The 13,021-nt window shown below is 30.9% G+C and carries 13 protein-coding genes; all 13 read right to left on the reverse strand.

All coding sequences use genetic code 11. From position 1 onward, the window contains the following. Window positions 1-115: 115 nt before the first annotated feature. Window positions 116-424 carry a hypothetical protein gene (locus ACQYZ7_RS16505; RefSeq protein WP_430730814.1) on the reverse strand — a complete coding sequence of 103 codons (309 nt, stop codon included), beginning with the start codon at window positions 422-424 and terminating at the stop codon, window positions 116-118. Next, window positions 418-747 carry a hypothetical protein gene (locus tag ACQYZ7_RS16510; RefSeq protein ID WP_430730815.1) on the reverse strand — a complete coding sequence of 110 codons (330 nt, stop codon included), beginning with the start codon at window positions 745-747 and terminating at the stop codon, window positions 418-420. The genes ACQYZ7_RS16505 and ACQYZ7_RS16510 overlap by 7 nt, the downstream gene beginning before the upstream one ends. A gap of 170 nt (window positions 748-917) precedes the next feature. Further along, window positions 918-1,139: a hypothetical protein gene (locus tag ACQYZ7_RS16515; protein ID WP_430730816.1), complete on the reverse strand. Its 222-nt coding sequence runs from the start codon at window positions 1,137-1,139 to the stop codon at window positions 918-920. A 3-nt stretch (window positions 1,140-1,142) separates the two neighbouring features. Then, on the reverse strand, window positions 1,143-2,303 hold the full coding sequence (locus ACQYZ7_RS16520; RefSeq protein WP_430730817.1) for a hypothetical protein: 1,161 nt from the start codon (window positions 2,301-2,303) through the stop codon (window positions 1,143-1,145). Between the two features lie 251 nt (window positions 2,304-2,554). Beyond that, the gene (locus tag ACQYZ7_RS16525; protein WP_430730818.1) at window positions 2,555-3,532 is read right to left on the reverse strand and encodes a hypothetical protein; all 978 of its coding nucleotides are present in this window, start codon (window positions 3,530-3,532) and stop codon (window positions 2,555-2,557) included. A 42-nt stretch (window positions 3,533-3,574) separates the two neighbouring features. Continuing rightward, window positions 3,575-5,293: a hypothetical protein gene (locus tag ACQYZ7_RS16530; RefSeq protein WP_430730819.1), complete on the reverse strand. Its 1,719-nt coding sequence runs from the start codon at window positions 5,291-5,293 to the stop codon at window positions 3,575-3,577. Further along, on the reverse strand, window positions 5,293-6,219 hold the full coding sequence (locus ACQYZ7_RS16535; protein WP_430730820.1) for a hypothetical protein: 927 nt from the start codon (window positions 6,217-6,219) through the stop codon (window positions 5,293-5,295). The genes ACQYZ7_RS16530 and ACQYZ7_RS16535 overlap by 1 nt, the downstream gene beginning before the upstream one ends. Window positions 6,220-6,296: 77 nt before the next feature. Then, a complete protein-coding gene (locus tag ACQYZ7_RS16540) occupies window positions 6,297-7,304 on the reverse strand; it encodes a hypothetical protein (protein ID WP_430730821.1) in 1,008 nt (335 codons plus the stop codon). Next, the gene (locus tag ACQYZ7_RS16545) at window positions 7,291-10,200 is read right to left on the reverse strand and encodes a hypothetical protein (protein WP_430730822.1); all 2,910 of its coding nucleotides are present in this window, start codon (window positions 10,198-10,200) and stop codon (window positions 7,291-7,293) included. The genes ACQYZ7_RS16540 and ACQYZ7_RS16545 overlap by 14 nt, the downstream gene beginning before the upstream one ends. Window positions 10,201-10,208: 8 nt before the next feature. Then, window positions 10,209-10,697, reverse strand: a complete 489-nt coding sequence (locus tag ACQYZ7_RS16550; protein WP_253057287.1) for a DUF4280 domain-containing protein — start codon at window positions 10,695-10,697, stop codon at window positions 10,209-10,211. Between the two features lie 12 nt (window positions 10,698-10,709). Then, window positions 10,710-11,552, reverse strand: coding sequence for a hypothetical protein (locus tag ACQYZ7_RS16555; RefSeq protein ID WP_430730823.1), 843 nt, complete (start codon window positions 11,550-11,552; stop codon window positions 10,710-10,712). Window positions 11,553-11,558: 6 nt separating this feature from the next. Continuing rightward, the gene (locus tag ACQYZ7_RS16560) at window positions 11,559-11,708 is read right to left on the reverse strand and encodes a hypothetical protein (RefSeq protein WP_430730824.1); all 150 of its coding nucleotides are present in this window, start codon (window positions 11,706-11,708) and stop codon (window positions 11,559-11,561) included. Window positions 11,709-11,710: 2 nt separating this feature from the next. Further along, on the reverse strand, window positions 11,711-13,021 hold a 1,311-nt coding region (locus ACQYZ7_RS16565), incomplete at its 5' end, for a phage baseplate assembly protein V (RefSeq protein ID WP_430730825.1).

The raw sequence follows: 13,021 nt of genomic DNA on the forward strand, positions 1-13,021 counted from the left end.
CTTTCAGCTTAAAACCATGTATCTTTTAAAGTAAGTAACGCTACTTCATATTTTTCATCTTCTAGGGGAGAAACCCTCTCCTTTTTCGTTGGTAAGCATGTATACATACTTACCATTAGCAAATGGTAAATCCATACCATTTATTAGCAAGTACCGTTTCTTTTTCTCCAAAAACACATGGATTCCAATTCTTATGCGTTCTTTTACTAAAGATTTCTGAGTCTTTAGGTCTTTTAATATCTGGAGCGTAGTACTCATAATCTTTCCAATATTGTTCTCTTTCAGCTTGTTGTTCTGGAGTTACTTCTGGGGTAGGAATACCACAGCTACAATATAATGGAGGTGGGAATCCCTCTCCTTTTCTATCATGTTTTACTTTTTTGAACAGGTTTCTACCTACGTAGAAATGACAACTTCTTACCAACCACCAATACGTTCACGCTCTGCTTGTTGTTCTGGTGTGGCTTCTTGTGTTGGTATATTACTTGGAAATAATGGTTTAGGAAAACCTGCTGCTTTTCTACGTTCATAATCGGCTTGCCTGTACTCATCAAAGGCAGTACCCGGTGGTAATGGGCGGTTTTTATCCATATACCAAACTATAAAACTCCAATCTTCTATTACTTCATGTCCCATAACATCTGTACTTGTAAATCCATTTGGGTGAAAAAGAGACAAACTTGGACTAGTAGGATTTATACCAGAATTTTTTACTGACCATGCTGCTAAAGCGTCTTGAAAAGGCATTGTGTATGGTTTAAAATACAACGTATTTGGTATGGTTATAAGCTCTTCTAAACGATTTAATACTAGCTCTTTTTTGGGACGGGTATAATGATAGACTATAAAAAAAGTACCTAACAAAAATAATAAAAACAGGAAAATAAAACTAAGACTCTTATTGAAATATAGCCTCACTATGACTGTAAATAACACAAAAAAATACCCTGCCAATCCTGTATATATATATATATATCACCAATAAGACCATTATTCATTATAAAAAACTGATTATCTACTCTTACATAATAATCAGGATCGTTTACCTTCTCTTTTTCTACCTTTCGTTTCGGTTTTTCATAAATAAGCCTCTCTAAATATCCACCCCATTTACCATACCTTTTTTTAATTTTTGTCATAAATTACATATTTAACGCTAGGTCTTTCGCCCATACTAATAAATTATTAAGCGAATCAACCTTTACATTTTTATAATAAAACCCTTTATAATCAGTTGGTTTTGGCACAAACAACAAGCCATCCATATTTTTAGTGCCTGTAACCTTACTTTCAGATAGTTGCATTTTTACTCCCATAAAACGTTCCTCCCCCACATACGTATGAGGATAATACTTGTTTGTTTCTTCATCAATTGTCAGCTTACAAATAAATAACAACTGAAAAATAGCAGAGCTATTATTATGTCTTTTTCTATGAACTCTGTTAGGTATATTAATAGTTGTGTTTGTCGCTATTACCTTACCTCTTTCGTTTTCTTCTAAACTAACTTCTCCTCTTAATTCTTCTTCAGCTATCTCTTCATAACTACCAGTTTTGATATTGACCACAAATACTTTATATTGCAGTTGATCCTTAAACCATAAAAATTGACGAAAACTTGTTTGTATGGTTACCTGACTCACATCACTTATAGCAAATGAAGCACCTGCTCTACCATCATCTCCATCTATATTAAGTGGCCTTTCTGAACTCAATTTAATTTCTTTTACAAACATGGCATTGCATACCATTAAATCTAATAGTTGTTGATGGCAAACACGTAAGTCTTTCCAATTTTTATATTCTTCTCTATCTTTTATTAATGTACTACGTTTTTCATACACCCTGTTAATGTATTGCCAAGGAGCTTCATCGCTATTTCTTGATAAAGCAACCCTATCACTTAACCAGTAGTGTTTAAAATATCTTTCAAGCGGTTTATCTTTAAAATAGTTTGCTAAGTACACCAAACCTATGGCTACCCCGCCAATTACCCAACCAACAGGCCCTGCAACAAAAATACCCGCTGTAAACATAGCTCCTGCACCTGCCCACATAAAAGCCGCGTCGTTATCGTTGTCACTAAAAGCATCAATAGCCTCCCAAAAACATACAGCTGCTGTAAACCCTGCTCCTACCTTATTAAAAAGTTTTGCTCTATTACTAAGACTACTAACCACCTTACTTTCTCTATTTAATACTACTGCGTTTATTTTTTTTACATTAAAAAAAGCTCCTGTCAACTCGGATCCAATACCCACCAAATTTGCTATACTCTTATAAGACCCTTTGTTTTCATACACTTGATAAGTTGCAGAAGATATATTTAAAATTTGCAGGTAGTATAGCCCCTTAGCAAAATGAATATTACTTAATACACGTTGGGCTCCTTGTACTTGAGCCTTTGTTTTTTTTGCTCATTCTTTAAATACAGTACTATTTTTATAAAGTTCATTTAAACATTCTTTCATTTGTTCTTCTGTTGTTTGCCCGCAAGCTGTAAGCACCAACAACATACAAAACAAATAAACACTATATAAAAATGCTTTTTGCATTACCTTATAATTTCTAATTTGTTACTTCCTTTGGGTTTGTGTAGGTAGATGTATCTAAAAGCTCTAATTTTTTTTAATTTATCAAATATAGTTCTGTTAACTCCAAAGGAAAAAGCAGACATACCTCTATGTTCAATACTTTTTAACGCTACAATTCTTCCTTTTCCTCCAAAAATCATTTTATATTTATCTAAAGGAAATTTTCTTTTAAAACTAGAATTAAAATCCTCTTTAAACTCCTTAACTCTACTTTTAATAACATGTTCATTTACATTATTATACGCTTCAGATGTTAAAATTTCTAATTCTCTGTTTTTAACTAAGCTTACCCATTTAGCTTCGTCTTGATTATAAATAACATCAGATAAATTATTATAAAATGCTACCACTTCTTTTTCTAATTGTTTTTGATCCATTTTAGTTAAATCTTGTGATTCACTCCAGCCAGTAACTTCGTATGGAACCTCTGCATAAAACGTAAAAGTATGTTCATAATAAGGCAACCCTTCTATCTTAATATCATTCTTGTTTCTAGTACTTGCTTCTGGAATTTTAAATGTTACTACTTTTTCATCGCTGTCTTTTACCTGTGTATCGTATTTTTCTATTTTTACTTCTATTCTTGCATTCTTGGTAAAAGTATCAAACCTTTCTACTTCGGTTTGTCCTAAAGGGTATAGCTTAACGGTAACTTCTTGCATTCCACTTTTTAAAATGGCATCGTTAATACAGGTAGTATGCCCCATTAAACCAACTTGTTCAAAATGTTCAAACACCAATCTTCCATTTACATACAGCTCATAAAAACAACCACTTTGGTTCGCTTCTATAAAATATCTATTCATGCTTTTGTATTGTAGGGGTTGTATGTTGCTATATAGTTTGTCTATGGGTCTCATTTCTGTTGTTTGCCCACAAGCTGTAATTACCAACAACATACAAAACAAATAAACACTATATAAAAATGTTTTTTGCATTACCTTATAATTTCTAATTTGTTACTTTCTTGACTTTAAAAATTACTTTTTAGATTTAATGGATAATATCTTTAACTTTTCATCAATTATAACTTCTCCTCTACCTCCTTCTTTAGTTTCTATCTCTAAATAAAAACGAGTATTTTTTTTATCTTCTTCACCTTCCCCAAAAGAACGATACCTATATAAATCCCTAACTGACAATATATTAAACTCTATCAAACAACGTTTAAAGTCTAAATCATAAATCTCAAACAAATTACTCTTCCTATTGTAAGCAGCTATAAAAGTATCATAAACCCAAATGGAATAATACGTAAAGGGTAGAATTGTTATTTCCCTATTCTTTACAACACCTTTACCGCTATCTTTTTTAAATATATCATAAATCTCGTTTACACTTTCTATATACTCTCCGAAACTGGGAGTGTATAATAGTTTTTTACTCTTTATATCTAACCAAAAAAGACTGTCATTTTCTTCATTTCTATCAAATTTTAAAAAATATTTATTCCCACTTTGTATAATAGTTTGCTCAGTATTTAAGTCAATATCTTTAATAATAATTTCCCCTCTTTCATTTGTAATTCCCATCTCTTTTATACTATCGTTAGAAACCCCGAATAAAGTATATGTATTTTCAAAACTGTAATATGCATCATCCTCATGATGAATGACTTCTTCTGTAAGATACTGTTTATATTCATCTGCAAAGAATAACTCTACATCTTTAATGTTATCTGAGAAATTAACTATGTAAGATTGATTTTGAATTGTAAAAAGATGTTCAAAACCTTCCATAAAGTCAAAAATCATAAGTAATGACTTCTCTTTTTCTTTTAACTTATTTAACTCTTTTAGATGAAGTTTAAAGGAATACATTTCTTTAACAGCTCTAAACTGTCTATCTGTTATTTTTTTGATAAGGATATCAATTTTTTCTTCATTATTTTCCTTTAAAATCTCATTACAAATATTTTTCAAAGCATTTAACTCATTTTTTATTGAAGGAGTAATTATATATTCAGGAAAAGAGCTTTTATTTATTGGATTCATTCTTTTTCCTTCCTTATTAAGTGCTTGTATAGCAAGAAAATCTTTGTATGTATCAATAGGAATAATTAATGTGACTTCATTTTCTTTTAACTCATCAATTTGTACATCATACTTATTTGTAACATTTTCTAATACATTTATAGAAGCTGTTTTTATTGGTAATTTTATCTTAGCAAATATTAAAACACTATCTATTCTGATTAGTTTGTTATTTCTTTGAGTACTCTCAGTATTTTGGTAATAATATTTTTTATTTTCAATAATAACATTATCGTCTATAAATTCTACTGTTTTTTCATTATATTTTTCTTTAAGATCTCCCGTATAAGCAGAAAAATCTATATCTGTGTTATTAATGTAATTCTGTTCAAAGAACAATTCTTTAAAATAACCTTGGAAACTACTATCCATTTTCTGAACATTATCCGATTCTAATGTAAATTTGTCTGCTGATTTTTCAGTTTGCCGTTCATTAACCGTTCCTATAAAACCACCTGTAATTTTTAAAGAACTGAAATTTATTAGTTCATTTATAAGAACTGTATCTTTAGCAATAGTCTTTTGTACATTATTAATTGACTTTTGCTGTAAAGACTTTGTATAATTGTTCAAAGATTTAAACTCTTCTATTTTCTTTTGTCCACAAGCTGTAATTACCAACAACATACAAAACAAATAAACACTATATAAAAACGTTTTTTGCATTACCTTATAATTTCTAATTTGTTACTTCCTTTGGGTTTGTGTAGGTAGATATAAGCGTAATTTCTAATCTTTCTTTTACGTCCATCATCATAAGTTCTCTCATAACCATAAGAAAAAGCACTGTAGCCATCTTTAGTTAAATTCTTCAAAGCTATAATTTTACCATTTCCTCCAAAAACTATTTTATACTCGTCTAATGGTTCTTTCTTTTTGAACTTAGAATCAAAAACTTGTTTAAATTTCCTTTTCCTATCCTTAATGCTTTTCTCTTTAACATCGCAATATGCTTCAGAAATTAATACTTCTTGTTCTCTGTTTTTAATTAGCTCTACCCATTTAGCTTCGTCTTGATTATAAATAACATCAGATAAATTATTATAAAATGCTACGACTTCGTTTTTTAATTGTTTTTGATCCATTTTAGTTAAATCTTGCGACTCGCTCCAGCCTGTTACTTCATAAGGAACCTCTGCATAAAACGTAAAGGTATGCTCATAATAAGGTAACCCCTTTATACGAATGCTATTATTTTTATCTTCTGTATTAGGAATGCTAAAAGTAGCTACATAATCATCATAGTTTTCGTATTCTTTACTATTCGGCTTATCCTCCAATGCTTTATCCCATTTAGTTACTTCAATATTTATCTTTGCATTTTTAGTAAAAGTATCAAACCTTTCTACTTCGGTTTGTCCTAAAGGGTATAGCTTTACAGTAACTTCTTGCACTCCACTTTTTAAAATGGCATCGTTAATACAGGTGGTATGCCCCATTAAACCAGTTTGTTCAAAATGTTCAAACATCAATCTTCCATTTACATACAGCTCATAAAAACAGCCTATTTGGTCTGCTTCTATAAAATATTGAGGCATGCTTTTGTATTGTAAAGGTTTTATGTTGCTATATAGTTTGTCTATGGGTCTCATTTCTGTTGTTTGCCCACAAACAGTAAGTACCAACAACATACAAAACAAATAAACACTATATAAAAACGCTTTTTGCATTACCTTATAATTTCTAATTTGTTACTTCCTTTGGGTTTGTGTAGGTATATATATTCATAATTTCTAATCTTTCTTTTACGTCCATCCCTTGTTACCTCTTCATATCCGTTAGAAAATGCTCCATAACCTTTTTTTACAAGACCTTTTAATGCTACTATTCTTCCATTTCCACCAAAAATCATCTCGTATTTATCTAATGGTTCTTTCTTTTTAAACTTAGAATCAAAAACTTGTTTAAATTTCCTTTTCCTATCTTTAATACTTTCTTCATTAACATCATTATATGCTTCAGAAATTAATACTTCTTGTTCTCTGTTTTTAACTAAGTCTACCCATTTAGCTTCATCTTGATTGTAAATAACATCTGATAGATTATTGTAAAATGCTACTATTTCTTTTTCTAACTGTTTTTGATCCATTTTAGTTAAATCTTGCGATTCGCTCCAACCTGTTACTTCGTAAGGAACTTCTGCATAAAACGTAAAAGTATGTTCGTAATAAGGCAACCCTTCTATTTTAATATCATTTTTGCTTCTAGTACTTGCCTCTGGAATTTTAAATGTTACTACTTTTTCATCGCTGTCTTCTACCTGTATATCGTATTTTTCTATTTTTACTTCTATTCTTGCATTCTTGGTAAACGTGTCAAACCTTTTTACCTTTGTTTGTCCTAAAGGGTATAGCTTTACGGTAACTTCTTGTTTTCCGCTCTTTAAAATAGCATCGTTAATACAGGTAATATTTCCCATTAAACCTACTTGTTTAAAAAGGTTAAATACCAATCTTCCATTTACATACAATTCATAAAAACAACCACTTTGGTTCGCTTCTATAAAATATTGAGGCATGCTTTTGTATTGTAGGGGTTGTATATTATTATATAATTTGTCTATCGGTCTCATTTCTGTTGCTTGTTTTTTTTCTTTTGATGTGTTGGTTTGCGCGCAAGCAGTAAACATAACTGCTAACAATGCTGTAATTAGGGGGGTAATTTTATTTGTTTTCATGTTCAAATTGTTTTTTCGATTCAAAAAGTTCAAAAATATAATTTCTTCCTAAAGAGCCCTTTGATTTTTCCAATAAGGTAAAAGGTACTTCTTGATCATCTTCATTAGAGTCGTATAAATCTCGATAGTTAGCTCTCAACTCAGCCTTTTGCTTATAAGTTCCTTGCAATCCACCAAAACATATCATTTTTTCCATATAAGGGCCTCTTTTTTTGGTATAGCCTACTTTTTCTACGAGACTGATACTGCTATTCAATTTTAATTCTCCTTCAATACTGGCTTCTACTTCAACAGGCTCAAAAAACCAAAGCTTTTTAAACTCTTTCTTATATTTTAAACGAGCATTTGCCTCAATACTAATATTAATAATTCCATCTGTTTTAATTATATCTCCTTTGCGTAATACCTTATTGTATTCGTTTTCTTGCTTAATGGCATTTTTGTTTAAAGTAAGTTCATTCGTATGAGTGTTGTAGCTTATATTTATATCAGAAACTATTTTACCTTCTGCTTTGGCTATTAACTCAAACTTTCCATTGGTTTTTTCTTCCATACTTTTTACAAACTCTTTTAAAGGGCTTTTTAAAGAATTGGAATCAACTTTGTATTCAGTATTTAAAGCTAACAAAGGGTCGGCTTTAAAAGTTAAATCAAAAATAGTTGCATACGCTCCCTTTGGTTGCATTTCTTTTCTTAAGGCAGCGTTCATGGTTATTTTAGGGGTTGTTAAAGTAAGGTTGTATTTATCTAAAAACTTATTTACTTTGTCTTTTCCTTTGTCAATTCTCTTAGCTACTTTTTGTGCTTTTTTTAATTGTTGTAACCCAGGTGCAAGCTTTCCTCTTGTTAGGTATATCATTAATACATCTACTGCCAAGGTAAGTAGTACTACATTAATTATTTGAAAATGTAAGTGGGCTTTGTAAGGTTGTATTTCGGCGTAATTAATGAGTGACCCTACTTCGTTTTCTCCGTCGGGTATATCGTATCTTGCATGATAACCAAGGTACATATCTGTTTTACTCTCTTTTATAAAATCACGTAGGACTTTTTCTAGCTCTGTTATGGCTGTTTTTGAGTTGTTATTTATAGATAATACGTCAAAAAGAGGTTTTATAAAGTTAAGTGTTTTTTCCAAAGCACTTGCTAAAACAGATATATAGGTGGCGTCTCCTTTTACTAATGGAAGCTCAATGTTATCGTGATATAAAATATCTTTTTTTTCTACATCTAAAGCTAAGTGTGATGCCCAAATTACATCTGGGTGTACGTTAAACCAAATGGTACGTTTATACCTACAACTATTTACACTTATATAAAACTCAGCTGGGTTTGTGTATTGAAACATGTACATGAAAAGGTACCTCCATAAGAATTTACTTTCACTAGAAGCGTCGTAGGGGTATGCTGCTTTAAATTTTAGTATTTGGTCTGTTTTGTCTATGGTTTTATGGTAGGGTTGTACTCTTGGTAACGATTTTATATCGGTTAGGGCATTCCATATACCATCATCGTCTGCAAAGGTGTATTCTTGTATTTCTTTTAAATTAAATACATTTTCCGTATGCTTATCTTCTTCGTTTAATTCTGGGCAATTAGCTACATCAGCATCTGTTTGTATGGTAACTTCTCTTATATTGTTTTTATTACCTAATACTAAACTATAAATTGGGGTTGTTCCTCTATCATCTGTTAATAGCGCCCCATCCTTAGATTCTTTTAAAAATGTTTTTGGTTCAAAACCATCGCAAGAAACAGTAAGTTCTGTATAATTACATTCTTGCTCATATAACTGTGTAATTAATGGTGGTTGCCATACTTTTACAATATTAGGGTTGGTTACATAGTCTTTTTCATTTACTGTTGCACTAAAATCGCTTTTGTAATTTACCGTAAGGGTTATCTCACGTTTTATTGTTGGGTAGTTATTTTCTATAGCATGTTTAGATACTGGCGTAAAAGTAAACACCATTGTATACTCTTGTAAAGAGTCTTCAGAATCTTTTGCTTCTTTATGATTGGTTTTACCTGCCCAACTTAAATTAACTACATGCTCATCTAAAATTGAAACATTATAATCTAAAGAAGGGTTGTGTTCGTCTTTGGGTATGTTTATATCTATTAAAGTACTATACCCTTTTGTCATAGACTCTCCTTTATAAAACACCTCTTTGGTTAGTTTGTAATCTTCACTTAAAACATTGTGTAAATGCATGTGTATGTCTAAAACATCGCCATATAGTAGCTCTTGTTCAACTGAGTCGCAATTATCCTTTTTAATAGGGTTGCTACGAACTATTTTTTCTGGTAATGTTCTTCTTTCTACTAAAAGTGACAACACCTGAGGCTTATCTACCGCTAAAATAAAGGCTCCTTGTTCTTTAAATTCGGGCGTATAATTGATACCTTCTAACCAAATACCTCTTCCTAAAGTTCTTTGAATATATTTTAAATTACCAAAAAAGACTCCTTCTCTTTTTTCAGTATGGCTTTTGTATGGATTTGTGGCTACATATGCACTTTTTACAAAACCTGTATTTTTTGGAGTATAAACATGAAAATCAGGATTTAAAACCTCTTCTCCATCTTTGTTTAGAATATATCTTTCTCCATATTTAGTTCCTTTATTTAACTCATTTAATAGTACATGTAGTTCTTTTTGGTTTTTTGGAGCACTTTTAAAATAGTTAAATTTTCTAGTTTTAAACCTGTTGTGTGATTGTGCAATCCAGTATACATTTTCTTTTGTTTCTTTTACATTTTTAGCTTTTAAAACTTTTAAATGAAAACTTATCCCTTTATTAAGAGGTATTTCAAAAACTTTTAATTTTCTGTATATTCTTTCGGTAACAAGATTTTTATCTTGTTCGTCTACAACAATTATTTTTTTAGCCATAATACAGGTTATTTAATTTCTAATAAATCAGTATCATCAGTGTCTTCTATCGCTTGCTTTGGATTTGCAAGTGGATTCATTTGACTATGTACTGCTGTATTTGTCTGTGCCGCTTGACTTTCTGATGGTGCTCCTACCTGTCCGTGAAAAGTAAATTCTACACATGGTGCTCCTGCAATAGCACAAATAGCTTTACTTTTTTCTGTTAATATTTTTCCTTGGTTACTTAAAGTTACCTTTTCATAAAAGTCTTGCCACTGTGTTACGTTTGGCATACAAGGTAAATAACTACTTCCAGAGGGTTGTAGTTTACACTGTCCAAAAGTTTTTGCTTTAAAGGGTTGCCCTATATCCATAGTAGAACCTACCATTTTTTGAGAACCACTAGACTCGTTTATATAATGTTTATGTGTACTTACTACTGCAAAGGTGTCGGGTGCAAAACCATGTGCACATTTGCACATAGCTCCATTGCAAATTACTGCTACATCACTCATAATAATTTTTTTTTAAATTTTAAATAGGTTGCTAAACCAATTGTCTTTTTTCTGTTTCTTTTGTTTTCCTTCTACAACTTTGCCATTTTTATAGCTAAAGCTTATATTGTCCTCTTTTCGTTCTTTAAGCTGAACTATACTACAACTTATTTCACTATCTAACTCCTTGTTATAATACATTTCTATACGTAAAGGCGTAAGGCTTTCCTTTTCTACTAAATGATGTAGTAGCAAGGTATTTCTTTTTTCATCTGAGCCTTTAAAGGTTACATCGTATATATTTTCTGCTTTTTTAAGTGTTTGCATCCCCACAAACAAAGCTTCGGGTTGATATGGATGTATAGGTATGTTTACCTGATAGTTATCTTGTATTGGTTTATGTTGATATGCTACTGGTAAGCCATAGAAAAATAGTGCATATAAAAAATCACTTTTTAAACGCTCTGTAAATATACTTTCATTACTTACCGATTTTTTAATTTCAGCAAAATAAGCATCTGTTACTTCACCAGTAAATTCTCTTTGAATAGTTGGTAGCTGCTTATTAAAACGTTCTTGTATTTCTTTAAAATTAAAAAGCTTATAATTAAAACCAAATTTAGAAATATGTAACTGTAACGGATATATAAGTGCTGCACAACGTAATGCTAAAACATCTAATATTTCTTTTGGTTCTTTACTATTGACGAAAAACTGCTTTCTGTTAATATGAACTATGTAATCTTTTTGATTATAAGCTTGATAAGCAATATCAAATATATAATTGGCAGTAATTTGTTCTTTTAAAAAAGTACAGGTAACACCATAACTATTTTTAACACCATGGTTAATATGATCGTATACTCCAAAACTCATACTTTGCTATTTAAAAACAATACCTTCTTTCCCTGTTTCATTTACTAAGGTTTTAGATAAACTGTTTATATTTTTAGCCTTTATAGAAATATCATTTTTAGTAGAAAGTGTAATTTTTCCTTTAGCTATTTTTATAATAGTATTTTTCTTTTCCATGTTTAAAAAAGGTTACTTTGTTTTCCGCTACTATTATTAATTTTTTGCTCTGCTTGCTTATTTATGTTGCCACTAGCTAAAAGGTCTATTTCTTTTCCTGCTTCTTGTATTATTTGCTCCGCTTCATTCTTTATTTCTTCATCTGCTATTTGAATTATATTGGTAGCTTTAAGCTTGTGATTTCCTGAAATATTTTCTCTTTTGTCTTTACCTGTGGTAATATTTAAATTTTCTCTTACCACAATGTCTAAATTTTTAGACATAAAAGTCATGTTTTCATTTGCAGAAATAACTATAGAACTTTCATGCGTGTTTAACTGTATCATGTTACTGTTCTTATCGGTAATCGTAATACTTTCCTTACCACTTGTATCGTTTAACTCAATAATATGCCCTCCACGTGTAACGATACTTTTTATAACATTTTTTTCTCTTCCACCTGCTCCATTTTTACCTGTAAACATGCTTCCCATAACAAAAGGACGGTTAGGATCGTTATGCTCAAAACCTACCATTACTTGGTCTCCTACTTCTGGTATGAAAACAAAACCTCTATTAGTTTTAGTAAGATCACTACTTCCTGCATCGGGAGTCATTACACGAATAAAATCTGTTTTTGCGCCAATAGCTTCCTGCCAGTAAAACTGAACTTGTACACGTCCTTTACTTTCTGGGTCTTTATTACTTACTACCGTTGCTACTTGATTGTTAGCTACTGCTGGCACTATGTTTTCGTTTAATGGTAAACTTTTTGTGTTTGCAGGGATAGCTTCAAAAGTATTAGAATATGCTCCTCCTACATCTGCAAAGTGGCTTATTTGAGTTATAATATATTCTCCATACTGTTTTACAGTATATTTTCCTTCGTCATACTTTGCTGCACTTACTTTTATTACGCTTCCTAAACTTAATCCTTTTTTCTCTCCGCTTGCCTTAAGTACATTACCTCCTGCACTTAACCCTTGTAAGCGTTTTTGTAAATACTCATCTAATGATGATTTGTCTTGTAAAAACACATCACTTACTCCAAAGTCTTTTACTTCTTTATAAACTTGCTCTGATGCTTTAAGTGCGGTATTGGCTAAATCGTTTAAGCCTTCGTTAGTTGCTTTTAAATCTCCTTCAAAAAATTGATCATTTAACGAATCGTAACTGTAGGTTGCTAAAGTAGGATTATACGTTTTCGTTTTTATTTGTATTTCTTTTAAGTCTTTACCGTATTCTAACGCTATTGGTTTTTGACCTCCAGATTCTGGCTTTCCAAAAACAACATCTACTCCATCAAAATAAAACCATTCATTGTATTGATATGC

Source organism: Tenacibaculum sp. SDUM215027 (genome assembly GCF_050566205.1).
Taxonomy (GTDB): domain Bacteria; phylum Bacteroidota; class Bacteroidia; order Flavobacteriales; family Flavobacteriaceae; genus Polaribacter.